This window comes from Hydrobacter penzbergensis (assembly GCF_900106985.1).
Lineage (GTDB): Bacteria > Bacteroidota > Bacteroidia > Chitinophagales > Chitinophagaceae > Sediminibacterium > Sediminibacterium magnilacihabitans.
In genome coordinates, this window is record NZ_FNNO01000010.1 from 89,798 (window position 1) to 115,823 (window position 26,026).

A 26,026-nucleotide genomic window follows, 5' to 3' on the forward strand; every position below is an offset into this window, starting at 1 on the left:
ATTCAGAGCTATGGCCAGTATTAACCTGATTGAAGCATTCCAGGAATTCAAAGACGCAGAGAATATAGACCGTCCCACGATGATGAAAGTGGTGGAAGACGTTTTTAAAACCCTCCTGCGCAAGAAATACGGAAGCGACGATAATTTCGATGTGATCGTGAACGCGGAAAAAGGTGACCTTGAGATCATCCGCCGCCGCATGATCGTGGAAGACGGTGAAGTGGAAAACCCCCTGGCCGAAGTGGCCTATACCGAAGCCACCAAAATTGAACCCGATTTCGAAGTAGGTGAAGAATTGTACGAAGAAGTAGACATTCTCGATTTCGGTCGCCGCGCCATCCTGGCCGCCAAACAAACCCTGGCCAGCCGCATCAGCGACCTGAAAAAGAACGTGCTCATTAAAAAATACGGCGACCGCGTAGGCGAGATCATCAGCGCCGAAGTATACCAGGTTTGGAAAAAAGAAGTGCTCCTGCTCGATGAAGAAGGCAACGAACTCATCCTGCCCAAATCGGAGCAGATCCCGCAAGACTACTTCAAAAAAGGCGAGAACATCCGCGCCGTGGTAGCCCGCGTAGACCTCAAGAACAATACGCCGGTGATCATCCTGTCGCGCACCAGTCCGCTCTTCCTGGCCAAACTGCTCGAGATTGAAGTACCCGAGATCTTCGACGGTCTCATCGCCATCAAAAAAATCGTTCGCGACCCCGGGGAGCGAGCCAAAGTGGCTGTAGAGTCTTACGACGACCGCATAGACCCCGTGGGCGCCTGCGTGGGTATGAAAGGTAGCCGTATCCACGGTATTGTACGTGAACTGAAGAATGAAAATATAGACGTAATCAACTATACCAGCAACATTCAGCTGCTCATCCAACGCTCGCTCACGCCCGCTAAGATCAGCTTCATGGAGCTGGACAACGAAAAAAAGCACGCCGAAGTGTACCTCAAGGCCGACCAGGTATCCCTGGCCATCGGTCGCAGGGGCGTAAACATAAAATTGGCCTGCGAATTGACGGGTTATGAACTCGATGTGTTCCGCGAAGACGAAGAAGTGACCGACGAGTTCGATATCGACCTCGATGAATTCAGTGATGAGATCGATTCCTGGATCATCGACGAATTCAAACGCATCGGTTGCGATACCGCCCGCAGCGTGCTCAAACTAACACCCGAAGAACTGGAAAGAAGAACAGACCTGGAAAAAGAAACCATCACAGACGTAAGAAGAATATTACAGGAAGAATTCGACAGAGAAGAGTAAGCTACTTATTAGGAACTATATTTGCCGAAGTCTTTCGAAGACCATAAAAACACTGAATGTCAGAACTGAAATTACCGAGACTGTTACAAGCCGCCAAGGAATTCAACATTGGCCAGGATACCCTGGTCGAGTTCCTGGTGAAAAAAGGATTTAACCGCGACGACCTGAAGCCCACTGCCAAGCTCCTGGAAGACCAATACTATGCCCTGCAGGCAGAGTTCCAGAGCGATAAAGTGGCCAAGAACAAAGCCGACCAGGTAGAAATACCCAAAACGGCCCAGGGAGAAGCTAAGAAAAGGAAAGACGAAGAAGAGATCAGCTTTAAAAAAGAAGAGAAGAAGCCGGCAGTCAAAGAAGAAAAACCGGCACCCGAAGAACCAGCGGTAGCAGAACCGGTAGCATCCGCTCCGCCCCCTGCCGCTAAACCGGAACCGGTAGCAGAAACACCCGCTTCAGAAGACAACAACCATGTGAAGATCGAAGCGCCTGAAATCGAAGCGCCCAAAGTCATCAACAAAATAGACCTCTCTGCCATCGACTCTTCTACCCGCCCCAAAAAAGCGGCGCCCAGGAAAAAAGAAGAGCATCCGGCAGAAGAAGCTGCTCCGGCCGCCGAGGCCAAACAACCGGCTCCCAAAGAAGAGCCCGTTGCACCGGCAGCACCCAAACCGGAGCCGGTTGCCAAGCAGGAGCCTGTGGTAACACCGGCAGCGCCCCAGCCGCAAGCAACACCGGCAGGAGAAGCCGGCCCCGTGATCGAGAACATCCGCGCCGAAAAACTGGAAGGTCCCAAGATCCTGGGTAAGATAGAACTGCCTGTGAACAGCGATACCCGTCCCAAGCCCATGGCCCGCGACGAGAAACGCAAACGTAAGCGTATACCCATCGATAAAAAGCCCGGCGACCAGCCGCAGGGACAAGGTCAGGGACAACAGGGTGGTCAGCGACCTCCGTTCCAGGGCAACAGGCCCGGTGGCGGTCCCGGTCAGAACCGTGGCCCGCAACAGGGCGGAGGCTTTAACCGCGATAACCGCGGCGGCCCGCAAAGAGGTGGCGCCAACCGCAGCAACGACAGGAACCCGCGCAGAACACCCGTAGAAGACAAAGAGATAGACCAGAAAGCCATACAGGATAAGATCCGTGAAACACAGGCCAAGCTGGCCGGTTCGGGTGGTCGTGGTAAGAGCCTCAAAGCCAAATACCGCCGCGCCAAACGCGATGAAGCCGCCGAAGCCATGGGCGAAGGCACGGAAGACAACAAGCTGCAGGTAACGGAATTCATTACCGTAAGCGAGCTTGCCAACCTCATGGATGTAAGCTTTGCCGAAGTGATCGGAAAATGTATGAACCTGGGCATCATGGTATCCATCAACCAACGCCTCGATGCGGAAGTGATAGAGCTGGTGGCCAGTGAATTCGGCTTCGAAGTGGAATTCATAGGTATGGACGATGCACAGGAAATGGAAGAAGAAGACGAGGAGGATGACGAGGAGGACCGCGTAACACGCGCCCCCATCGTTACCATCATGGGTCACGTAGACCACGGTAAAACTTCGCTGCTCGACTATATCCGTAACGCCAACGTGGTAGCCGGCGAAGCCGGAGGTATCACCCAGCACATCGGCGCCTACGAGGTAACCCTGCCCAACGGCAAAGCCATCACCTTCCTCGATACGCCGGGTCACGAAGCATTTACGGCCATGCGTGCCCGTGGTGCCAAAGTAACCGACATAGCCATCATTGTGGTAGCGGCCGACGACGCCGTGATGCCGCAGACCAAGGAAGCCATCAGCCACGCACAGGCTGCCGGCGTACCCATGATCTTTGCGGTGAACAAAATAGATAAAGACGGGGCCAACCCGCAGAAAATATACGAGCAGCTCTCGCAAATGAATATCCTGGTAGAAGCCTGGGGCGGTAAGTTCCAGAACCAGGAACTCTCTGCCAAGCAGGGCCTCAATGTAGACCTGCTGCTCGAAAAAGTATTGCTCGAAGCCGAACTGCTCGACCTCAAAGCCAATCCCGACCGCGAAGCCGCCGGTACCATCATCGAAGCATCGCTCGATAAGGGACGCGGTTATGTGGCTACCATACTGGTGCAGAACGGAACCTTACGCCAGGGCGACCTGATCGTTTCCGGTCAGCATTACGGCCGCGTAAAAGCCATGTTCAACGAGCGTAACCAGCGCATCGAAGAAGCGCCGCCATCTACACCGGTAGTGATACTGGGCCTGAACGGCGCGCCGCAGGCGGGTGAGAAATTCAAAGTGTATGAAGACGAGGCCGATGCCAAAGAAGTGGCTACCAAACGCGCCCAGATATTGCGTGAGCAGGGACTGAGGGCGAGAAAACACATCACGCTCGATGAGATCGGACGTCGACTGGCACTGGGTAACTTCAAGGAACTCAACATCATTATCAAAGGTGATGTGGACGGTTCGGTGGAAGCCCTCAGCGACTCCTTGCAGAAACTCTCCAACGAAGAGATCGCCGTGCGCGTGGTGCATAAAGCTGTAGGTCAGATATCCGAAAGTGATGTACTGCTGGCCACCGCATCAGACGCCATCATCATCGGCTTTAACGTGCGACCTTCCATGCAGGCCAACAGGCTGGCAGAAACAGAAGGCGTACAGATCAAACTATACTCCATCATCTATACCGCCATCGACGAAATCAAGAGCGCGATGGAGGGTATGCTGGAACCCAAATACCAGGAAAAGATCGTGGCCAACGTGGAAGTACGCGAAGTGTACAAGTTCGACAAAGCCACCGTGGCCGGTTGTTATGTGCTCGAAGGAAAGATCAGCCGCAACAGCAAGATCCGCATCATCCGCGACGGTATCGTGGAATACCCCAAAGGCGAAGGACAGAGCGCCGAGCTGGGCAGCCTGAAACGATTCAAGGACGATGTGAAGGAAGTGGTATCCAATATGGAGTGCGGTTTAACCATCAAGAACTACAACGATATCAAGGTAGGCGACATCGTAGAAGCATTTGAAGAAGAAGAAGTGAAGCGTACCCTGTAATAGCTTTTACATTTTCTTAAGAACCCGATAACCTACATTTGACCCACATTGAAACTTATGAAGAAGGCAATTCTATTGGTATTGTTGATTGGAGGCGGACTGGGCATGAACCCATCTGTTCAGGCCCAGACCAAAAAAGTGCTGGCCGACAAGATCGTGGGGCAGGTGGGTGATAAGATCATCCTCCGCTCGGATGTGATCAATGCCGTGGCCGATGCCAAAAGGCAGACCCAGGGACAAGATCATGTGATATTGCCTACAGAATGCCAGGTACTGGAAGGTTTCCTGATCAGGAAAGCGATGGTATTGCAGGCCCAGAAAGATTCACTCCCGGTTTCGGATGAAGAAGTGGAATCTGCTATGGATCTGCGCATACGCAGGCTCATCATGGAATACGGATCGAAAGATGTGCTGGAAGAAATTGCCGGCAAAACCGTTTACCAGATCAAGGAAGACAATAAAGAAGCCATCAAGGAAGGCAAGCTGGCAGATGCCATGCAGGCCAGGATCGTAGACAATGTGAAGATCACGCCTACAGAAGTAAAAGCATATTATAATAAGACACCCAAAGACAGCCTGCCTTATTACGAAAGTGAGATAGAGATCAGCCAGGTTGTAGTGCACCCGAAAGCCAATAAAGACGTGGAAGATTATGTGGCGAAGCAGATGTACGATTACAAGAAGCAGATCGAAGCCGGGACGCAGAAGATAGACCAGCTGGCCAAACTCTATTCCGAAGACCCGGCCGTGAAAGACAACGGCGGACAATATACGCTCAACCGCAACGATAAGAACTGGGATCCCGCTTTCATGGCAGCCGCATTCAGGCTAAAGGAAGGACAGGTATCACCGGTGGTTAAATCGAAATTCGGACTGCACATCATACAAATGATCAGCCGCTCCGGCGATGAAGCAGTTGTTAAACACATACTGCGCATTCCACCGGTAACCGATGAAGAGATCACAGAAGCCAAACACAAGCTCGATACCATCCGCGCCAAACTGGTGGCCGGCACCATGAGTTTTGGTGAAGCCGTAAGCAAATACAGCGATGATGAGAACAGCAAGTACAGCGCAGGTTCTATCACTGCACAGGATGGCTCCGGCTCTACTTTCCTGCGTATTGACCAGATCGAAGATAAAGACCTGGTAGCCGCTTTGAGAGACCTCAAGCCCGGTCAGTATTCACAACCCCAGGTGTATACCGACGACCGCAACCGCCGCGTGGTAAGGATCCTGTACCTGAAGACACGTACCGAAGCCCACCGCGAAAACCTGAAAGAAGACTATGACCGTGTAGCCAAGCGCGCACTGGCCGAAAAGAAACAGGAGGTGCTGGAAAAATGGTTCAAAGAACACATTCCCACTTATTATGTGGCCATCGACAGCGATTTTGCCAGCTGCAGTGGTCTCGGCGAATGGCGCAAAGCAGCCGAAAGAACCCATTCCGCGGTAAAGAATTAATGCACTAAATCATTGAGATACAATCCCGCCCCACCGGCGGGATTTTTTTTAACAAATAAGATTTGGAAAATTAGATGTATGTACATACATTTGTGTTGTGAAATTAGAACAAGCCATACAGAGTACTAAATTCAGAAGCGAAGTGCAGAAAGCAGGATTGAACATATTATACACCGCCTGGTGGCTAAAAACCGTTACCAGCAAGGAACTGAAAGAGTTTGGCCTTACCCATGAACAATACAATGTGTTGCGTATTTTAAAGGGGAGGCATCCCGAGCAGCTGTGTGTGAAGAACATCGCCTGCCGGATGATTGAAAAGAACTCCAACGTGCCCAGGATCATTGACAGGCTGGAATTAAAGAAGCTGGTAAAAAGGGCCACTTCAGCGGAAGACAAAAGAGAAACAGTGATATCGCTTACCCAAAGCGGCATTACCATCCTGGAAGCCACTACAGCAAGGATCAACAAGCTGCACGATGAATTGATGGTGCTTTCCGAACAGGAAGGTGCAGCATTGAATACGCTGCTGGAAAAAGTGAGGGCAAAAGAAGACTGATATTTTTTTAAATAAATACGTGTATATACACTTAAATAATTAAAGAAGACAACATGAAAACCATACTTCATAAAGCAAATACCCGCGGACATGCCAATTTCGGCTGGCTCAACAGCTTCCATACTTTTAGCTTTGGCCAGTACCGCAATGCCGAACGCAACCATTTCGGCGCCCTGCGTGTATTGAACGATGATACCGTAGAAAAAGGCATGGGCTTTGGCAAACACCCGCACGAGAACATGGAAATTGTTTCCATTCCGCTCTATGGCGATCTGCACCACAGCGACAGCACCGGCCGCAGCGAGATCATACGCGAACACGATGTACAGATCATGAGCGCCGGTACCGGCATCGCGCACAGCGAAATGAACGCCAACAAAGACAAAGCAGTGAAATTTTTGCAGATATGGGTCTTCCCCAAAAACTACAATATTGAACCGCGTTATGAACAAAAAACATTCAACCCGGCCAACAGGCAGAACCAGGTGCTCACCGTAGTAGCGCCCGACGATGAGAAAGCCGTATGGATCAACCAGGACGCCTGGTTTTCTCTGGCGAATCTTTCCAACGGGTTTGAGACCAGCTACAACTGGCACAGCAAAAACAGTGGCGTATATGCTTTTCTCATCAAAGGGAATGCCACCATCAACGGACAGGAACTGGAAGAGCGCGATGGCCTGGGTATCTGGGATACTGCCGATCCCTTGCAGATCAAAGCCGGTAGTGATGCAGAGCTCCTGCTCATAGAAGTACCCATGGAATTGGAAGCCGCATAATCAAACAATATTTTTCAATGCATAAAACAAAATATCATGACAACCTACAAAATTGACCCGGCACACAGCGAAATCGCTTTTAAAGTAAAACACATGATGATTGCCACCGTATCGGGCAACTTCACCCAATTTGACGCTACTTTACAAACAGAAGCGCCCGATTTCAACAACGCAACCATTTCATTTGAAGCCGATGTGAACAGCATCAACACCAACAACGAACAGCGCGATGGTCACCTCAAGAGCGAAGACTTCTTTGCCGCTGAGAAATTTCCTAAGCTTACTTTCGTTTCTAAAAGCTTCACCAAAGAAGACGAAGAAGAGTACAAACTCGTTGGCGACCTTACCATCCGTGGCGTAACCAAAACCGTGGAACTGGCTGTAGAATACGGTGGCACCATGACCGACCCTTATGGTCAGATCAAAGCCGGATTCGATATCAGTGGTAAGATCAACCGTAAAGAATTCGGCCTGAGCTGGGGTGTAGTAACAGAAGCAGGTGGTGTAGTGGTGAGCGATGATGTGAAACTGCACCTGTCTATTCAGATGGTAAAACAAGCTTAATAATTACAATTATGAACATAGAGATCATATCGGGAAGTCCGAGGAAAGACAGTATAACCAACCGGTTGGCCCTTTTCTTAAAGCATTATCTTTCTGCAAAGACCAGCCACAAGGTGAACATTATTGATGTGCGGGATTGGAACCTTCCCCTGTTACAGCAAGTGTACAGGAATGTAGAGCATACGCCCGACGCCTTCAAGCCATTGGCGGAAAGGATGTTCGCGGCAGATGCTTTTATACTGGTAACGCCGGAATACAATGGCAGCTATTCTCCTGCTCTGCAAAACCTGCTCGACCATTTTCCCAAGCAATCGCACAAAGCATTTGGTATTGCAACGGCATCGGTGGGCGCTTTGGGTGGTATCAGGGCCAGTCAGCAGTTATTGCTGCTGATCTCTGCGCTGTTCGGCGTGGCTTCACCCCACATGCTGGTAACGCCTTTTGTGGACAAGAAATTCAATGAAAAAGGGGAGTTGGAAGATGCTTCTTTCGAAAAATCGGTAGAAACCTTCGTAAATGAATTCCTCTGGTTATCAGAAACCTTGCATCCGGAACTGGATCCGGTCTATAATTAATCGTATAAAACGTGGCGGAGTCGTAACTTCGCCACTTCTTTTTTAATACGCACCATGAGCGACGAGATCAAACACGAATGTGGCCTGGCTTATATTCGTCTCCGTAAGCCTTTCTCTTACTACCAGCAAAAGCACGGAACGGTAACGTATGGCTTAAATAAATTATACCTGTTGATGGAAAAGCAACACAACAGGGGTCAGGATGGAGCGGGCATCGCTTCGGTTAAACTGAACTGCGAGCCGGGTTACCCTTATCTCCACCGTATACGGAGCAACGCTCCCCAGCCCATTGCCGATATCTTCTTTAAAATAGGACAGGAAATCCGGGAGCTGGAAAAATACCAGCCCGATATCAAGCAACACCCGGGGCTCATGAAGGGCCACCTGCCTGTGTTGGGTGAGCTGCTGCTGGGCCACCTGCGTTATGGTACCCAGGGTAAGAACAATGTGGAATTCTGTCACCCTTTCATCAAGCGCGACCTGTTGCCGGGTAAGAATCTGGCCCTGGCGGGTAACTTCAACCTGGTGAATACCGATGAGCTTTTTGATCTGATTAATATGAGTCCGGGTGAGTTCCAAAAACAAAGCGATCTCGCCGCCATGATGGAAGTGTTGCATCATTTCCTGGTAAGAGAAGACGAACAAAATCCCAATACCGCCGATATTTCCAAAGTGCTCAAAAAAGCCACACCGTTATTCGATGGTGGTTACACAATCGGCGGCTTGCTGGGCAACGGCTGCAGTTTTGTGATGCGTGATGCACATGGTATCCGTCCTGCTTATTATTATGCGAATGATGAAGTGATCGTAGCCGCGAGTGAAAGGGCTGCTATCCGTACCACTTTCAATGTGGGTGAGAATGAAGTGCTGGAACTGATGCCCGGCAACGCGCTCATTGTTGACGATAAAGGCAACTACAGCATACAGCAGATACTGGAACCCAAAGAAAGAAGGGCCTGCAGTTTTGAAAGGATTTATTTCTCCCGCGGCAGTGATGAAAAAATTTACCGCGAAAGGATTGCGCTGGGTCACCACCTGAGCAAGACTGTGCTGGAGCGTATTAATTATGATCTCAGGAATACCATCTTCTCTTATATACCCAACACTGCCGAAGTGGCTTTCTTTGGACTGGTGAAGGGAATGGAAGAATACCTGAACAAAATAAAAGTAGAGCGCATTTTGAGCTGGGGTAATGATTTTACACCGGAGAAGCTCGAAGAAATGGTGAATCGTAAGATACGCCAGGAAAAGATCGCTATCAAAGACGTAAAGCTGCGCACTTTTATCACCGAAGACTCCAACCGCAATGAAATGGTGCAGCACGTGTACGATATCACTTACGGTACGGTGAGGAAAGACGAAGACACCCTGGTAGTGATCGACGACAGCATTGTGCGCGGCACTACCCTCAAGGAAAGTATCGTTCGCATGCTCTCGCGCTTGGGTCCTAAAAAGATCATCGTGGTTTCTTCTGCTCCGCAGATACGTTACCCCGACTGTTATGGCATAGACATGAGCAAGCTGGGCGATTTCATTGCTTTCCGCGCTGCTATTGCGTTATTGAAAGAAAGAGGCCAGGAGCACCTGCTTACCGAAGTACATGAAAAGATCAAAGAACTGCAACGTACAGGGCAGTTGCACAGCGAGAACCTCGTAAAAAAAATATACGACCCCTTCACACCCGAAGAAATATCACGCAAAATTGCAGAGCTGATTACGCCGCCGGAGGTATCTACCCAGGTAGAAGTGATTTACCAAACTGTGGCAGATCTGCACGAAAGTTGTCCCACGAATACGGGCGACTGGTATTTCACCGGTAACTATCCTACAGCAGGTGGTAACAAGGTGGTGAATAAAGCTTTCCTTAATTATATAGAAGGGAAAAATGTAAGAGGCTATTGATTTTAAACTTAGTTTTAAATCATGAACCGTAAAACATTTATACAACAAACCGGTTTATTGAGCGCGGGGCTTGCACTGAATAAATTTTCTTTTGCAAATGGTAATGGTTTTCCTGAAGTACGCATTGCAGCAAGCCAGCGTCATTTCAAAAGTGACGCGATTGAAAGTGCGATAAAGTCATTTCAATCGAAGGTTAGCAACAAAGAACTGGGATGGTTGTTCAATAATTGTTTCCCCAATACATTAGATACCACTGTTTTTTACCAGGAAAAGAACGGGGTGCCGGATACTTATGTGATTACCGGTGATATCGATGCCATGTGGTTGCGCGACAGTTCTGCCCAGGTATACCCTTATTTACAGTTTGCAAAACAAGATCCTGCATTGCATCAATTGATTGCGGGCGTTGTGCGTAAACAAACACATTTTATTTTAAAAGACCCGTATGCGAACGCCTTTTATAATGATGATAATAAGGTAAGCGAATGGAAAGCAACGGATATCACGAACATGAAGCCGGGTATTCATGAACGCAAATGGGAAATCGATTCGTTATGTTATCCCATCCGGCTGGCATATCATTTTTGGAAAGAAACCGGCGATGAATCGCCATTTGATGCCAAATGGAAGGAGGGTATTGCCTTAACATTAAAAACTTTCAAGGAACAACAACGAAAGAACGGACAGGGGCCTTATAAATTCGAACGTAAAACCTCATGGGCTACCGATGGTGTACCGCTTGGGGGATATGGCTACCCGGTAAAGCCTGTAGGACTGATCTGCTCTATGTTTCGTCCGAGTGACGATGCAACCATCTTTCCTTACCTGGTACCTTCCAATTTATTTGCAGTAGTAAGTTTAAGGCAAGCGGCTGAGATGGTAAAAGCGATTTCTAAAGATGCAACGTTGGCCGAAGCATTATCAGCATTGGCCAATGAAGTAGCGGCGGCACTAAAGCAATACGCCATTACTACACACCCGAAGTTTGGGAAACTGTATGCGTATGAAATCAACGCTTTTGGAAGCCATGTATTAATGGATGATGCCAATGTGCCCAGCTTGCTGGGGCTTCCTTACCTGGGCGCTGTAAGCGCACAGGACCCGCTGTATAAAGCAACGCGCAGTTATGTATGGTCGGAAGAGAATCCTTTCTTTTTTAAAGGAACGGCAGCCGAAGGAATTGGCGGACCGCATATTGGAAAAGATATGGTTTGGCCCATGAGCATTACCATGAAAGCTTTAACATCAACAGACCATAAAGAGATCAAATGGTGTATTGATACTTTACAGAAAACGCATGGCGGTACCGGCTTTATGCATGAATCTTTTCATAAGAATGATCCTGCAAAGTTTACCAGGAAATGGTTTGCATGGTCAAATACATTGTTTGGAGAACTGCTTTGGAAAACGTTCAGGGAGAAACCGGCATTGCTTTGGTAAATCAGCCCCCATTTAATATTGGCTGCCATATTGATTGCGATTTTAATACCCGATGGCCGGGAATAGTTATTGTGCTTAACTAAAGATAATGCTTAGTTCACACATAGCTGAAGGATGAGGCACTTACAAATGTTGAACAACCGTGGGTTAGACAGCATGATAAGTGCGGGCCACAATCCCGCCCGGGAAAGCCTTTACATCAACCAATTTCAGGTCCAGCGGTTGTGCAAGGCCATTGAAGATCGGCAATCCCTTGCCCAGAACCACAGGATGGGTAACCAGGTGGTATTCGTCTATGAGGCCTGTTGCTATCAGGCTCTGCATGAATCCGGCGCCTCCAAGCGCACAGATCGGTTTCCCCCGTTCGGATTTGAGTTCCTTGATTATTTCGGCAAGGTCACCATCGAAAACCCGCGCCTCCGCCCAGGAAGCCGCGGCGAGTGCCTGCTCAGCCGTTGTTGTAGGCACCGGAGCGAGACCTTTAAATCCTTTTTTGGTAAAGAGTGCCTTGGGTATCTCGTTCATCGGCGCGGCAAAAGGACCGGTGGCAGTTGGCCAGTAGGGGGCCATATTCTCAAACGACTTGCGGCCCATGATGATCAGGCCTGCTTCACGGGTTTGCGCAACGGCCCAGTCCCTCGACGTTTCATCTGAGCTTTTGAATATCCAATCGTTTTCTCCATTGGGACCGCCAACAAAACCGTCGATCGACATCGACATCTTCATGATTAGTTTACGCATGGTTCAATAATTTGTTTCCAAAGCTAAGTCGCCATCTATGAAATGAAAAGGGTTAAGAGCGACATTCCAGGGCGGTGATTGCGTCACACTTTAACAGGTTTTGCTGTTTGTACTGGCCAGGAGTCAGGCTGGTAACCTTTTTAAAGATCTTAGAAAAATAGGAGACATTTTCAAATCCTGTTTCTTCGGCAATTTCGATATAAGATAAGTTAGTAGTTGTAATCAGGTATTGAGCCCGCTCAATGCGCTTCACATGTATATATGTCAATGGCCTTTCTCCGGTAAACTGCAAAAAAATCCGTGAAAAATAATCCTGATGAAGGTTTGCTCTTTTCGCTAAATAATCAACGGTCAAATTGCTCGTCAGATTTAATTGAATATAGCTGATCGCGTCCAAAATCTTTGAGGGTATAGGGGCTGGATTTTTGTTTTTAAATTGTTTTGAACTTAAAAACCGGGAGATTAATTGAAGAATTATACCCTGTGTTTCTAAATAAGTGGAATCACTAACAATGTTATTAAGCTCCTGGTAGCTTTTGTAATAGATAGTTTTCTCGTAAATTTTTGGATTATCTGAACGATTAATACCCCTGCCAGGATTTATTTCCAATAACCGCTTAAAGTTTGCAATATCGGTTTCCAGTGCAGGCATTTTTATGACTTTCCGGTTGTATTCGAAAAGCGAAAGCCCTACCGGGGACTCTTCGAAGAAATGAAGGAAATATTGGCTTAAATAAGCATCACAACGCAAATGACACAGCGTAAAGCTCGGAATTATGTAAAGAAACCCTTCTTCCAGCTTGATCTTTTCAGTGTTACTCAAAACCAAACCTTCACCTTCATCGATATAATAAATCCGAAAATATGGGCTGATTACGTTTCCGTAATCCCATTTCTCGTTTAGCTTAACGTAGTCAACATTAAGAAGCGAGAAAGTATGCCCCAATAGTCTTTTGCTCATAACAAAAATATACGTGCTTTAAAGTACGAAAAAGCCGGATTTGTATAAAAAAAAGTCTTTTTAATACAATGAAAAACTTAAGGCTAGAGAATAAATTTGTAAGAGGCAACTCTGTTAAAATTTCATAAGAAGCCATAATGAAAACTTTAGTTTGCACAAGGCCTGGCGGGTTTGAATATTTTACTGCAGAACAGCCGGAGCTAACCCCCGGGCAAGCCATTATAAAAATCAAAAGAATCGGAATTTGCGGAACTGATTTACATGCCTTCGAAGGAACACAACCTTATTTTGAATACCCACGCATTTTAGGTCATGAGCTTTCAGGTGAATTAATTGCAGTTGATAATGCTGCTGGTTTTGAAACAGGGGAGGCTGTTACTTTTATTCCTTATTTTTTTTGTGGTAGATGCATTGCTTGTCGGAATGGAAAACAAAACGCTTGTGTGAATATAAAAGTGTGTGGTGTGCATCAACATGGAGGAATGGTGGAATATCTTTCAGTTCCTTCTTATTCTTTAATTCACGGCGATGGATTAAGTTATGACGCACTGGCTCTTGCAGAGCCTTTGGCAATTGGCGCTCATGGTGTGAGAAGAGCTGAGGTAAGAAAAGATGAATTTGTTTTAGTGATTGGAGCCGGACCAATAGGGTTGGGAACAATGGAATTTGTAAGGATTGCAGGAGGAAAAGTAATTGCCCTTGATATCAATAATGACCGCTTAAGGTTTTGCAGAGAACAACTGAAAGTTGAACATACTATTAATGCGATGGATGCTGATGTTGTACCGCAATTGAAGGTTATCACCAATGGAGATATGCCGGCAGTTGTAATTGATGCTACAGGCAATTTGAAAGCGATAAATAGCGGGTTTCAATACATGGCACATGGAGCAAGGTATGTTTTGATTGGATTACAGAAAGGTGAAATCAATTTCAGCCATCCCGAATTTCACAAACGGGAAGCTACATTAATGAGCAGTAGAAATGCAACGAGAAAGGACTTTGAACATGTAATTGCTTGTATGAAGGAGAAGAAAGTAGACCCAACCACTTACATTACTCACCGGGTTTTCTTTGACCAGGTGAGTCACGAATTCGAAAGATGGCTAAACCCGGCAAATGGCGTAATAAAAGCAATGGTAGAAATGTATTGATCTGATAATGAGGGGGGCTACAACTGGTGCTATGGACAAAAAAGAGAAAGAAGTGGGTATTAATGGATAAAATTTCTCAACAAGCTCTTATAAACTAATAACTTATAAAATGAAACGCAGAACATTAATCAAGGGAATGGCCGCTACTTTACCATCTATGTGGTTGTCCGGTGCATTGGGGAATAATTTTCTTAAAGAACAACATTTAGGAGAGCCTATCGCAAAAGGTCCATTCAACCCTAGCTGGGAATCGTTGCAGCATTATAAAACACCAGAATGGTTTCGTGATGCAAAATTTGGCATATGGGCACACTGGGGGCCGCAATGCCAGCCGGAAGCCGGTGACTGGTATGCAAGAAATATGTACGAGGAAGGATCATGGCAATATAAATTTCATCTTAAAAAATACGGGCATCCTTCGAAATTTGGATTTAAAGATGTGATCAATGAATGGAAAGCGGAGAAATGGGATCCTGAAGAATTGGTGAGCTTGTATAAAAGCGCAGGGGCACAATATTTCATGGCACTTGCCAATCACCACGATAACTTTGATTTGTACAACAGTAAATATCAAAAGGATTGGAACGCTACCAGGATTGGCCCTAAGAAAGATTTGATTGGCGGATGGGCAAAGGCAGCAAGAAACAATGGATTGCCATTTGGCGTGAGTATTCATGCATCTCACGCATGGCGCTGGTACGAAATGGCGCAACGTGCAGATAAAACCGGACAATATTCGGGCATTCCTTATGATGGAAAACTAACCCAGGCAGATGGTAAAGGAAAATGGTGGAGTGGATTGGATCCCCAGGAGTTATATGCCCAAAATCATCCTTTGAGTCAAAATAGTTTAGATAATAATTTCGACACCCGGCAATGGGATTGGGGCAACGGTGTATATCCACCCAGCAAAGCATACATCGATAAATTTTATAATCGTACTGTAGACCTTATCAACAAATACAATCCTGATGTCGTTTATTTCGACGACGACAAACTTCCGTTCTGGCCAGTTAATGATGCGGGCTTGCGCATTGCCGCTCATTTGTACAACAAAAGCATTGAAGAGCATGGAACGCTTCGTGCAGTCCTCAACGGAAAAATGTTAAATGAGGACCAACGCAAAGCCATGGTTTGGGATATTGAAAGAGGACAGGCCAACGATATTCAGCCGCTGCCGTGGCAAACGGATACTTGTATTGGGGGCTGGCATTATGATCGCGGACTGTATGAACGCAATGGTTACAAAACAGCAAAATCCGTTATTCAAACGCTTGTAGATATTGTTAGCAAAAATGGTAATCTGATGTTGAACATTCCTGTTCGCGGAGATGGCACCATTGATGAAAAAGAAAGAAAAGTAGTTGAGGAAATTGGCAACTGGATGAAAACAAATAGCGAAAGTATTTATGCTACGAGGCCATGGAAGATATTTGGTGAAGGGCCTGCACAAGAAGCAGCTGCTCAACTTAATGCGCAAGGTTTTAATGAAGGGAAAGGTAAGCCGTTTACATATGAAGATATTCGCTTTGCTACCAAAGGCGATGTGCTTTATGCTACTGCACTGGGTTGGCCGCAAGATGGAAAGCTTATTATAAAAAGTCTTGCAAAAAACAGCCGGCATTTTCCAAAAGAAATTCAAAAAGTGGAGTGGGTACCTGCCGGGCAACCATTATTGTTTCAACGAACCGAAACGGAACTTGCGGTTAGTTTGCCCGAGAACAATGCTGATACATATGCTTGTGTTTTGAAAATACTATGATTTGTAGAAGTTAAGGCTGCTTCAATTTTAATTCTTCAAGAGGCAACAGCCTTGAGTCTTCAATTGCGGCTGTTCTATGCCCCGCTATTTTCATATACTCCGGGGTTTAAATGATCTCCTCTTCCAATGAATAACATCTCTCCACCGGAAGCTATTACAAAAGGCAAAGGTTTCTGTATATATAAGTTGTAAGCTTCGCACCCACTTATTTCCCGATCTGGTTTTAAATCAGGAAAAGATGAATAGTTTAAGCGATTTTTACTCGTTCAACTGCTTTGGACCCAAAAGTGGGTTGCTGCCGTATTAAAACGCCCTAAAGGGATGAAAAACGCCGAACACGAGGGTATTTTCGGCAGAATTGATACCGTTATCTCAAGGAAAGATGAAGCCTTATCATATTGATTGCACTGTTAAATAAAGTATCTATTATACAAACTTGTTTGTATATCTTAACTGACCACGGAAAGGTATTTTTGCCATTACATGAATCAACGCGCGCTATATATTACGATATTGCTGTTTTGTTTAACAACTGAGATTCATTATACTGTTGCTGCCCGCCCCTTTTCTGATACTTTGTACCTGACAGGCAAGCATCAATACGATCTTAAAGGATATCTGGAATATTATTGTGATACGGCTTTACTACCGATAGATTCAGTTATTAAGATCAATAATGCCGGGAAATTTGAACGGTTGAAGAAAGATGTGCTGAACAGCGGATTTTCCAATAAATATTATTGGCACAGTCTGCACCTGAAAAACCCAACATCATTGACAATGGAGATAATGTGGCTTTTCCAGAATGCAACAGTGAACGAAATGAAAGTATATAAGGTATCTAATAATAGAATTACCTCGCTAGGAGTCACCGGTGATCATTTTGCATTCAATCAACGACCTTATTATTTCTATCTCTTTGTTTATCCATTGTCCCTACAACCTGGCGAAGATGCCCGGTTCTATGCATTCATAAATAAAAAAGGGGAAAACCTCAAACAGCGCTTCCAGTTGATGGATGCAAAAACATTGCAACAGCTACAAAGCAACGCCTATTTTGTCATGGGCATTTTAACAGGCATCCTATTGCTGGTATTTTTATTTAATGTTTTTCTGTTTTATTCCCTCAGGGATGCCATTCACGGATGGTATGCACTTTACGTGCTGGCAACTTTATGGCAGATGCTTGCATTTGAAGGAATGGATTTTCAATTTCTCTACCCAGCGGTTCCTTCCATTAATGATATTGCTAAATTTATCAGCTGCGGACTTAACCTGCTTTTAATGCTGCAGGTAATGCAGAAATTTTTTAATCAAAAGAAAGAGAACTCCCGCTTTTTAAAAGGTACTATTGTTTTCAAGACCGTGAGTATTTTTTTGATTATATCCTGTATACCTGTATATAAATTATTCCATTCGATGATCCTGAAAGAGACCTATACGTTATTTTTCAGTGTAACAGCAGTCCTTTCATTTGTACTCATTGTTTTTTCTGCGATAGAAAGAGTGAGGCAAGGATTTAAACCGGGTTATTTTTACCTGTTTGCCCTTACTCCATTGTTCCTGGCCACAATTGAATTTATACTCAATCTATTCGGGGTCATTACAACCTTTGACACTACAATGGGTTATATGCTTAGCCGGATACAATTGGGAGTTGCATTTGAAACACTGGTGATCTCCTTTGGTATCTTATATAGGTACAACCTGTTCAAGAAAGAAAAGGAAAAACTTTCTTTGGAGTTGGAGGGGCAAAAGATCGCCACGGCAGGACATATCATTTCTGCCCAGGAGATGGAAAGAAAGCGTATCGCAGAAGATCTGCATGACGAGTTGGGAGGAGATATCGCTGCCATCAAAATAAACCTTCAAAAAGCAACGGTCGATACGGAAAGATTGAATAAGGTGATAAAGCTGTTGGATAAAGCCTCTGGTGATATACGCAGTATTTCGCATAACCTGATGCCTCCCGATTTCAGCGCCACACCGCTGGATATCTTGTTGGATAGTTATTACAGGCAACTGAACAACGAACATGGGATTGTTTTTCAATTCCATGTAAATGGTGAATCTGGTAAATTCACCAAGGAAGATGAATTGATGATATACCGCATCATCATGGAACTGACGAACAATGTAGTGAAACATTCTTGTGCTACAGAGGCTACGGTTCAGATGATCTATTGTGATACATACCTGGAAGTGATAGTAGAGGATAATGGTAAAGGAATACCCGCTGAACCCAATAAAAAAGGGATAGGTCTGATGAATATACAATCCAGGATCAATTACCTGGATGGAAAAATTATATTTGACAGCAACGAGTACGGAACTACCATTATTATTCAATTACCTTATAAGATCAATAATGGAAAAGACTAAACTCATTATAGCCGATGACCATAATTTATTTTTAGAAGGCCTGTTGTCGATGCTTACTTCAGAAAGAGATATGGAAGTAATGGCCATAGCAAACGACGGGAAAGAGTTGCTTGAACTGCTGCATAAAAATAAGCCCGACGTGGTATTACTTGATATCAATATGCCAGGAATGAACGGTATTGAAGCTGCCAGGATATTGAAACGGCAGTATCCATCTATTAAGCTCGTTATGCTATCTACCTATAATGAAGAACACCTGGTAGAAAAAGCGAAAACCTTCGGAGCTCATGGGTATCTGTTGAAAAATGCCAACAAAGAAGAACTAATGCAGGCCATTCGGCAGGTAAATCAGGGACAGCTTTGTTTTCCTGCGAAGAAGATTGTTGAACCAACCCGATTCTCGGAAATAGACCCTTTCCTGCAACAATTTAATCTCACCAGGAGAGAAATGGAGCTATTACAATTGATTAAGCAAGATTTAACCAACCAGCAAATTGCCGACCAGCTTCATTTGAGTATTTACACGGTAGAAACACACCGGAAAAACATTATGCAGAAGCTAAAGCTGAAAAAAACGGTGGAATTAACCAGGTTTATTATCCAACATAACCTGTAATAATAACCATTCAAAATACAAACTGGTTGGTATTTTGAATGGTTTTGTTTTTTGTCATTTTAGACTTATGGTAAATAGTCTGATTTTGCTTAGCAGTAAAACTACTTACCTGAAAAGTCATGAAAAAAACAATATTCACTTTTTCTTTCTTGCTATATCATGTAGCAATGATGGCACAAATGCATGGCTTTGGCTTTTCTTATTATTATAAGAACGGCCAGGAAAGCCCACAAGACGACCCTTTTTCTGCTTATTATGTGGTGAACAGTATCTATCCGGGATCTCCGGCATCCCAGGCAGGAATAATGACGGGTGATAAAATAACCGCCATCAACGGTATTGCCATTAGCAAGAAATCCCTGGATGAAGTGAAAGAAATGATGAAGCCGGAAACCATCGAAATCAAAACTTCCAGGAATAACCAGGAGTATGCTCATGTACTTACCAAATCGTTTGTAGATATAGATACCTTGCTATTTTCTGGTCTTAACAGGTTGCTGTTACAGGCCGATAGCAGCTTCGGAGATTTCAAAGGCGCTGCCACTGAAAAAGCATTTATTTATGAGTCGAAAATTCAATTGACGCCAACTCATCAAACGATATTACGAAAACATATGTTTCTAAAGCAACATGATGTGGTTTCCTATTGCTATTCAGGCGCTTCTCCACAAGAAGCGATGAGCGTATTCGCCAGGTATGAACAACAACTCAATTTTTATTTTGGTCTCCATGTCTATTCACAAGAATATCAGGCTGCTGATACTTCTTTTTTTCATCAAATTAGTTTCAGCAAAAAAACATTCAATGGGTACCAGGCATGCCGAACGTATTTATCTGCTTATAGAACCGTAGATAGAAGTCATTATGAAGTCGCATTAGTTGTTGAAGGAGGAATTAAACCTTCCTGTGTATTTGTGAACCCCGATACAACACAAACTTCAACGGAATTCAGGAATAAGATTCAATACCTGTTTAATAGTTTTTATACCAATAAAGTACATGAGAGCCTGGCTGGACCCCCTTTGTACGATGGCGCTACTTCCTATTATTCGAAATATTGTTTTAAAGACGCACAATGTATGGTGTTTACAATGGATGATGTACTATTCAGTCATAAATTGCCAAAATATTATTTCACAGCGGAATACAGGTGGCTAAGCCAGCAGAAAGCCGATTCTGTATTCAATGAACTTTACAGAGACATTCAGAATTCATTGAGTAACCAATTTGTTTATTATGAGAAGGTGAGTGAGTTTGACCACATATTTGATAAAAGAAGCATAGTATTCGCTGCAGACCTTGGGCACATAATGCCGTATAAAGAACATTTTATTACGCTTGCTTTGCGTGTTACCAAAGACAACAATTATACCGTTAAAATTGAAATGGAATGAGGAAGGCATTAAACAATCCGTCATACTGGCTACTCCTGGCCGGAAACTTATACATCTTTATTCGGTATATAGAGCGCCAGGGTACTATTAATGCCGTTATTTTCCTTTACCTGGTACAGAGTATGCTGCTGGGGTTATTCAATGCATTATCCATTATCTTTTGCAAGCCCTCCCCAAACAGTAATCATTCGCTTCTATTCAGGATAAAACAGGCTTTGTTTTTCCTTTTTCATTTTAGTTTTTTCAATTTTATGCTCTATATTTTCCTGGCGAATGATACAATAAGCTGGCGGGGAGGTGATTGGAAAATGTTCCAGGTAGCTTTTTGGCTACTGGTAGCTTCAATGATAGCCGATAATTCAAGGCTGATCATTTATTCATTCAATAAAGGAATAGACATAGGAAAATTGTTTTTTCTTCCATACCTGCGGGTCGTTCCAATAGGTGTCATAATTTTTTGTATTACCTACCTGCCTTCTGGTTTCGGGCTGGTATTTCTGGTATTGAAAATAATTACTGATATAGGCAGCTATATGATTTGTGAACGCCTGCAAAAGCTATAAAATACAAACCAGTTGGTATTGTAAGGCAAGATCGTTGCCCCCTACTTTTGTCATCAAAACTTTTCAATTATGAAGATAAAAATATTTTCTGCTGTCATCTTACTGCTTGTTGTCACTGGCAAGACCTGGGGGCAACAGTTAGACAAAGAGAAGCTCTCCGGTATCAAATCATTGGCATTTGCCTATTGTTGGGGAGTTCCTGATATTACCATTTTCAATTCAACGAAAATTGATGTTAAGAAATATGGATTCGATCAACAGCCTTTTTACGATTTCCTGGAAAAGAAAGTAGTTGAAAAGATGAATGCTGCTAATATTAAATTGATTCCCTTCAGTGAGTCACAACCGGTGTACTCCAGCATGATAAAAATGGTAACAGCCTTGTCTGAGATACAGGGTAAGCCGGCGCCTACGCAAGAACAGATCAACCAATTGAATAACCAGATGGAGCAATTACAGAAATTACAGCAGATGGTCAATATGAAGATGGGAGGTAGAGGGAGCGGGCTTGTCACGGGTAATTCTAATGCTATCTCAAGCAGCAACACCAGCGTAGCTTTAGCGCCTGCAATTGATAAGAACGGACAAGAAAAACCAGGCGCTGTTATTGCAGACTATTACAGCGATGAAGCATTGAAAGTATATGCCAGGATGGCAAAAGATATGAATGTAGATGCTTTTATGATCATTCATGTATCAGTTTATTTTTCATCTGAAACAGAGGATGGGAAAACGCTAGGTGGGTTTAGCAATATGTTTCACAAAGAACCACCTCATGCAATAGTTAAGCTGGATTTCCGGATATATGATGCCGAGGAGAAGCCTATCGTCTTGTTTAAAAACAAAGATGCAATTCGCGGGTACAGCAAAGAGGCTTTGGCTTCTTTCAAATCTTCATTCGGGCATTTTGAATGGAATAACGGAGAAGCCGAAAAGATCGAATATGATGCTATGGAACAAGCTGTAAACAATATCGCGGCCAAGATAGACAAGGGAAGCTTTTAGAGAAAATAAAGCTATCATTTATACGAGTATTGATATGTTGTTTTCTTTCATGACAGGTAATTGGAACGCACTTGGTTCGGGGCAAACCCACATCAAACCCACAGTATTCCCACACCAACCCACTTTTAATGTGGGTTATCGCGGCTCATTTGTATTTTAATGTATATTTAAGCGGTATCAATACAGGGGCAACTCTAAATCTTACTTGGTAACTCCAACCGCACATGTGTAACAGTTAGGGGAAGCTTACAACTGTACAATGATGCCTGACCTGAAAGATTTAAAAAATGTCAAAAATAATTTTGCTGGTATTTTTATTTACATACTTTTGTCTACAGATTTAGTAGACTTTTGTTTTTTGCCTCAACCACCGACAAAAAATGAAGCAAAACTTAACAAATGAATTACCTAAACCTCTTCGGCAATCTGGTCGAAACGTTGTCAACAAAATGTAATGCTGTCACACCCTCTTCATGTGACCTGATCTGTATTTACAACTCCTCTTCTTGTTGTACCTGTTGAGGTACTGATTTGCTGCAAAGACCAAGACTGGTCTCTCTATACTTACTAACCCGTTTCATAAGGTAGGGTGGTTGCCCTATACCTGTTACAATTGGTGGTTGATTGTTTCAGGCTAGGGCAACGACTACCTTTCCCCAAACACGTATATCCAATTGATCATAGTTGCCGGTACCATCGATCGGCAACAGAGGAACTTTATTCGTTCCGGTAAAAACAATGCAATGAAACAAAAAAATTATATCCTGTCTTTCACGTTGTTGCTGATAAACATCTGCAGTCTTGCGCAAGACAATCCCCATTCGGTGATCAATTCTGTTCTCGAAGGAAAAATAGTCGACAGCAAAACCTTCGAACCACTTGATGGTGTTACTGTTAATATCAAAGGAACCACCAATCAATCGATCAGCAACGAAAAGGGCCGGTTTGTTCTAAGGACCGGGCAAAAATTCCCGTATATCATACAGCTCAGGTTTGTTGGTTACAAGACCAGCGAAGTTGAAGCTACGGGGTCGCCCATCAATATCAGCCTTACTCCTGTTGAGTCGCAACTTACGGAGATAGTGGTAGTGGGTTACGGAACACAAAAGAGATCGGATGTGACCGGTGCTATCGCTTCTATCCCTAAAGCCAATCTGCAACAATCCACTACTTCTTTCGATAACCTGCTGGCCGGTTCGGTTTCCGGCGTTTTCGTTACGCAAAGTTCCGGTCAGCCAGGTGCCAGTTCCAGCGTTCGCGTTCGCGGCGGTAATTCCATTACCGGTGGGAACGAACCACTGTATGTAGTAGATGGATTCATCCTGTATAACGATAACGGCGCTGCCAATGCTGGTGATGTTTACAAAGGAGCAGGCGTTAATGTGTTGTCTACCATCAATCCATCAGATATCGAATCGGTTGAAGTATTGAAGGATGCTTCTGCTACCGCCATTTACGGATCACGCGGAGCAAACGGTGTGGTGCTGATCACCACCAAAAAAGGCAAAAAGAATAAAGATGTGGTGTCGTATCAAGCAAGCATCGGATGGCAGGAGATACGCAGAAAACTATCCCTGCTCAATGCCGCTCAATGGGCGTCATTGAGGAATGATATATCGGCCAGCTTGGGTGCGGCCCCCGCTTTTACACAAGCGCAGATCGATTCGCTGGGCAATGGTTACGATTGGCAATCGGCAGCGCTCAGAAAAGGTAAAATTGAACAACATCAGTTAAGTATTTCCGGCGGCGACAACAAAACCAAATATGCCATCTCCGGGAATTATTCAGACCAGGACGGGATCTTGCTGAATACAGGCTTTAAAAGATATTCAGCCCGCCTGAACTTTGAGAAAACCATATCCAATAACTTCAGGATCGGTACCAACATCATTGCTTCCCATGTGGAACAAACAGGCGTTACCGGTACCACATCCAACAACTTGGCGCCCAATACCTGGGTGAGCATTATTGAATCTGCACCTGTGAATCCTGTTTATAAAGCCGATGGTGGTTTCAATTACACCGGCACCTATTCACCTAATATTACGAATGGCATCACCCCTAACCCAATTGCAGACTTGGTAAATACTACCAACAAAACCATTGTCAACAGAACACTGGGAAATGTATTCCTGGAGTATAAGATCATCCCGGACCTTACAGCTAAGATCAATGCTGGTGCGGACTTACTATTCTCCAAGCAAAATTTTTATGCACCCTACCAAACATCCGTCGGACTTCCTAACGTAGGCTATGGTTCTGTAGGTACTGTGAATACCCATTCATGGCAAACAGAATTCACCGTGAACTACAATAAGGCCATCGGCAACGAGCATTTCCTGGACATACTCGGTGGTTATACTACCCAGCAATCCAATGGCGAGCTATCGCTGGCTACAGCCACCAATTTTCCTACCGATCTTACCACATTCAACAGCCTGCAAAGTGGTTCGGCAGGATTACCCACTACAAGGGCCTATACCACCGTGCTGAATTCTTATTTGGGAAGGGTCAATTATTCTTACCTGCATCGGTATAATCTTACTGCTTCTTTGAGGGCAGATGGCTCTTCCCGGTTTTCCCCCAACCATCAGTGGGGTTATTTCCCCTCTGTGGGTTTATCATGGAATGTGAATGATGAAGGTTTCTTAAAAGCCAGCAAAACGATCAGCAACCTGAAACTTCGGTTATCGGGTGGTACAACGGGCAACCAGGAGATCGGTAACTACCAGTATACATCTTTGTTGTCGCCATTGAATTATTCCTTCAATGGTGGCCTGATCACAGGGTTTGCTCCGCAGAATCTGCCCAATCCCAACCTGCAATGGGAGAAAACAGCGCAATATGATGCCGGTATCGACCTGGGGTTATGGCGTAACAGGATCACCATTGTAGCAGATTATTACAGCAAAAAAACAAGTAACCTTTTGTTGAATGTGCCTATTCCCACTGCAACCGGTTATGGTTCCGTTCTGGAGAATATTGGAAGTGTTACCAATAGAGGGATAGAGCTCACCGTCAGCGCAGAAGTGCTGCACTCATCTAAAGACGGATTCAACTGGCGCACCAATGTAACCTGGGCTGCTAACCGTAACGAAGTAACCAGTCTGGGTGCCAATACCAATTACTTCCTGCCTGTTCTGCCCAGTGGCACACTCCAGGTATTGTATCCCATCATCGTGCAGGTAGGCCAGCCGCTCGGTTCGTTTTATGGTTATAGAACAGATGGTATCGTACAATCGAAAGATAATATCGCATCTGTTCCCAAACCCAGCTGGATTACCGGTGTATATCAGCCCGGCGACAGGAAATACGTCGACGTTAACCACGATGGTATCATCAATACCAACGATAGGGTCATATTGGGAAGCGCTCAACCTAAGTTTACATACGGGTTCTCGAATACGTTCACTTATAAAGGCTTCGATCTGTTTGTATTACTCCAGGGAAGCTATGGCAATAAAATATACAATGCACTGCAACAACAGTTGGAGATCACTACACTTTCCACTAACGTATCGGCTGAGGAACTGAACAGGTGGACGGTCAATAATCCCTCCAACACCATCCCCCGTGCTACGAATGCACCGGTGGCAGTGGTTACCGACAGGCTGATACAGGATGGTTCTTATGCACGTATCAAAACCCTCACATTGGGATATACTTTCCCCATCAAACTGTCGCAAAATGCAGAACCCAAAAGCTTGCGCATATTCTTCTCCGGGCAAAACCTCATTACCTGGACCCAATACAACGGCTATGATCCCGAAGTGAACACATTCGAACAAAACAATTTGTACCAGGGTGTTGACTATGGCGCCTACCCTTCGGCAAAGAGTTACTCTTTCGGCATAGGGATCACTTTGTAAACTGTTTAATTGATA

19 protein-coding genes are annotated in these 26,026 nt (G+C 44.8%); 17 read left to right on the top strand and 2 right to left on the bottom strand.

Annotation, left to right across the window (positions count from 1 at the left end):
- Positions 1-10: 10 nt before the first annotated feature.
- The 9 genes from nusA to BLU98_RS11940 all read left to right on the top strand — a co-directional run bounded on the left by nusA (position 11) and on the right by BLU98_RS11940 (position 11,564).
- Positions 11-1,261 (top strand): transcription termination factor NusA, encoded by a 1,251-nt coding sequence (nusA, locus tag BLU98_RS11900; protein ID WP_092724332.1) that lies wholly within the window; start codon positions 11-13, stop codon positions 1,259-1,261.
- 56 nt (positions 1,262-1,317) lie between these two features.
- Positions 1,318-4,287: a translation initiation factor IF-2 gene (gene infB / locus BLU98_RS11905; protein ID WP_092724334.1), complete on the top strand. Its 2,970-nt coding sequence runs from the start codon at positions 1,318-1,320 to the stop codon at positions 4,285-4,287.
- A 57-nt stretch (positions 4,288-4,344) separates the two neighbouring features.
- On the top strand, positions 4,345-5,751 hold the full coding sequence (locus tag BLU98_RS11910) for a peptidylprolyl isomerase (protein ID WP_092724336.1): 1,407 nt from the start codon (positions 4,345-4,347) through the stop codon (positions 5,749-5,751).
- A 97-nt stretch (positions 5,752-5,848) separates the two neighbouring features.
- On the top strand, positions 5,849-6,307 hold the full coding sequence (locus BLU98_RS11915; protein ID WP_257574941.1) for a MarR family winged helix-turn-helix transcriptional regulator: 459 nt from the start codon (positions 5,849-5,851) through the stop codon (positions 6,305-6,307).
- Positions 6,308-6,360: 53 nt separating this feature from the next.
- Entirely contained in the window at positions 6,361-7,083 is a 723-nt protein-coding gene (locus BLU98_RS11920) for a pirin family protein (RefSeq protein ID WP_092724340.1), read from the top strand.
- 36 nt (positions 7,084-7,119) lie between these two features.
- Positions 7,120-7,647: a YceI family protein gene (locus tag BLU98_RS11925; protein ID WP_092724343.1), complete on the top strand. Its 528-nt coding sequence runs from the start codon at positions 7,120-7,122 to the stop codon at positions 7,645-7,647.
- A gap of 11 nt (positions 7,648-7,658) precedes the next feature.
- Positions 7,659-8,222 (top strand): NADPH-dependent FMN reductase, encoded by a 564-nt coding sequence (locus tag BLU98_RS11930; protein ID WP_092724345.1) that lies wholly within the window; start codon positions 7,659-7,661, stop codon positions 8,220-8,222.
- A gap of 54 nt (positions 8,223-8,276) precedes the next feature.
- Positions 8,277-10,124: an amidophosphoribosyltransferase gene (locus BLU98_RS11935; protein WP_092724347.1), complete on the top strand. Its 1,848-nt coding sequence runs from the start codon at positions 8,277-8,279 to the stop codon at positions 10,122-10,124.
- A gap of 21 nt (positions 10,125-10,145) precedes the next feature.
- The gene (locus BLU98_RS11940) at positions 10,146-11,564 is read left to right on the top strand and encodes a glycoside hydrolase family 125 protein (RefSeq protein ID WP_092724349.1); all 1,419 of its coding nucleotides are present in this window, start codon (positions 10,146-10,148) and stop codon (positions 11,562-11,564) included.
- 147 nt (positions 11,565-11,711) lie between these two features.
- Here the strand turns inward: BLU98_RS11940 and BLU98_RS11945 are convergent, their stop codons facing one another.
- Both BLU98_RS11945 and BLU98_RS11950 read right to left on the bottom strand, forming a co-directional pair.
- Positions 11,712-12,305: a dihydrofolate reductase family protein gene (locus BLU98_RS11945; protein WP_092724351.1), complete on the bottom strand. Its 594-nt coding sequence runs from the start codon at positions 12,303-12,305 to the stop codon at positions 11,712-11,714.
- Between the two features lie 52 nt (positions 12,306-12,357).
- Complete coding sequence (locus tag BLU98_RS11950) at positions 12,358-13,266, bottom strand: helix-turn-helix domain-containing protein (protein ID WP_051347662.1); 909 nt, start codon at positions 13,264-13,266, stop codon at positions 12,358-12,360.
- A gap of 137 nt (positions 13,267-13,403) precedes the next feature.
- Here BLU98_RS11950 and BLU98_RS11955 point away from each other — a divergent pair, with 137 nt between their 5' ends.
- From BLU98_RS11955 to BLU98_RS11995, 8 genes are all read left to right on the top strand, one after another.
- The gene (locus BLU98_RS11955) at positions 13,404-14,420 is read left to right on the top strand and encodes a zinc-binding alcohol dehydrogenase family protein (protein WP_092724353.1); all 1,017 of its coding nucleotides are present in this window, start codon (positions 13,404-13,406) and stop codon (positions 14,418-14,420) included.
- 109 nt (positions 14,421-14,529) lie between these two features.
- The gene (locus BLU98_RS11960; RefSeq protein WP_026772534.1) at positions 14,530-16,182 is read left to right on the top strand and encodes an alpha-L-fucosidase; all 1,653 of its coding nucleotides are present in this window, start codon (positions 14,530-14,532) and stop codon (positions 16,180-16,182) included.
- 483 nt (positions 16,183-16,665) lie between these two features.
- On the top strand, positions 16,666-18,564 hold the full coding sequence (locus BLU98_RS11970; RefSeq protein ID WP_092724355.1) for a sensor histidine kinase: 1,899 nt from the start codon (positions 16,666-16,668) through the stop codon (positions 18,562-18,564).
- Complete coding sequence (locus tag BLU98_RS11975; protein ID WP_257574942.1) at positions 18,551-19,180, top strand: response regulator transcription factor; 630 nt, start codon at positions 18,551-18,553, stop codon at positions 19,178-19,180. The genes BLU98_RS11970 and BLU98_RS11975 overlap by 14 nt, the downstream gene beginning before the upstream one ends.
- Before the next feature lie 119 nt (positions 19,181-19,299).
- Positions 19,300-20,574, top strand: coding sequence for a PDZ domain-containing protein (locus tag BLU98_RS11980; RefSeq protein ID WP_092724359.1), 1,275 nt, complete (start codon positions 19,300-19,302; stop codon positions 20,572-20,574).
- Positions 20,571-21,137 carry a DUF6498-containing protein gene (locus tag BLU98_RS11985; protein WP_092724361.1) on the top strand — a complete coding sequence of 189 codons (567 nt, stop codon included), beginning with the start codon at positions 20,571-20,573 and terminating at the stop codon, positions 21,135-21,137. The genes BLU98_RS11980 and BLU98_RS11985 overlap by 4 nt, the downstream gene beginning before the upstream one ends.
- Before the next feature lie 69 nt (positions 21,138-21,206).
- Positions 21,207-22,142: a hypothetical protein gene (locus tag BLU98_RS11990; RefSeq protein ID WP_092724363.1), complete on the top strand. Its 936-nt coding sequence runs from the start codon at positions 21,207-21,209 to the stop codon at positions 22,140-22,142.
- A 743-nt stretch (positions 22,143-22,885) separates the two neighbouring features.
- Positions 22,886-26,011: a SusC/RagA family TonB-linked outer membrane protein gene (locus tag BLU98_RS11995; protein ID WP_092724396.1), complete on the top strand. Its 3,126-nt coding sequence runs from the start codon at positions 22,886-22,888 to the stop codon at positions 26,009-26,011.
- Positions 26,012-26,026 lie beyond the last annotated feature (15 nt).

Excerpts from the sequence above, each read along its gene's own strand:
- nusA (WP_092724332.1), top strand. The coding sequence starts at position 11 with ATGGCCAGTATTAACCTGATTGAAGCATTCCAGGAATTCAAAGACGCA.
- infB (WP_092724334.1), top strand. The coding sequence starts at position 1,318 with ATGTCAGAACTGAAATTACCGAGACTGTTACAAGCCGCCAAGGAATTC.
- BLU98_RS11910 (WP_092724336.1), top strand. The coding sequence starts at position 4,345 with ATGAAGAAGGCAATTCTATTGGTATTGTTGATTGGAGGCGGACTGGGC.
- BLU98_RS11920 (WP_092724340.1), top strand. The coding sequence starts at position 6,361 with ATGAAAACCATACTTCATAAAGCAAATACCCGCGGACATGCCAATTTC.
- BLU98_RS11925 (WP_092724343.1), top strand. The coding sequence starts at position 7,120 with ATGACAACCTACAAAATTGACCCGGCACACAGCGAAATCGCTTTTAAA.
- BLU98_RS11930 (WP_092724345.1), top strand. The coding sequence starts at position 7,659 with ATGAACATAGAGATCATATCGGGAAGTCCGAGGAAAGACAGTATAACC.
- BLU98_RS11935 (WP_092724347.1), top strand. The coding sequence starts at position 8,277 with ATGAGCGACGAGATCAAACACGAATGTGGCCTGGCTTATATTCGTCTC.
- BLU98_RS11940 (WP_092724349.1), top strand. The coding sequence starts at position 10,146 with ATGAACCGTAAAACATTTATACAACAAACCGGTTTATTGAGCGCGGGG.
- BLU98_RS11945 (WP_092724351.1), bottom strand. The coding sequence starts at position 12,305 with ATGCGTAAACTAATCATGAAGATGTCGATGTCGATCGACGGTTTTGTT.
- BLU98_RS11950 (WP_051347662.1), bottom strand. The coding sequence starts at position 13,266 with ATGAGCAAAAGACTATTGGGGCATACTTTCTCGCTTCTTAATGTTGAC.
- BLU98_RS11955 (WP_092724353.1), top strand. The coding sequence starts at position 13,404 with ATGAAAACTTTAGTTTGCACAAGGCCTGGCGGGTTTGAATATTTTACT.
- BLU98_RS11960 (WP_026772534.1), top strand. The coding sequence starts at position 14,530 with ATGAAACGCAGAACATTAATCAAGGGAATGGCCGCTACTTTACCATCT.
- BLU98_RS11970 (WP_092724355.1), top strand. The coding sequence starts at position 16,666 with ATGAATCAACGCGCGCTATATATTACGATATTGCTGTTTTGTTTAACA.
- BLU98_RS11975 (WP_257574942.1), top strand. The coding sequence starts at position 18,551 with ATGGAAAAGACTAAACTCATTATAGCCGATGACCATAATTTATTTTTA.
- BLU98_RS11980 (WP_092724359.1), top strand. The coding sequence starts at position 19,300 with ATGAAAAAAACAATATTCACTTTTTCTTTCTTGCTATATCATGTAGCA.
- BLU98_RS11985 (WP_092724361.1), top strand. The coding sequence starts at position 20,571 with ATGAGGAAGGCATTAAACAATCCGTCATACTGGCTACTCCTGGCCGGA.
- BLU98_RS11990 (WP_092724363.1), top strand. The coding sequence starts at position 21,207 with ATGAAGATAAAAATATTTTCTGCTGTCATCTTACTGCTTGTTGTCACT.
- BLU98_RS11995 (WP_092724396.1), top strand. The coding sequence starts at position 22,886 with ATGAAACAAAAAAATTATATCCTGTCTTTCACGTTGTTGCTGATAAAC.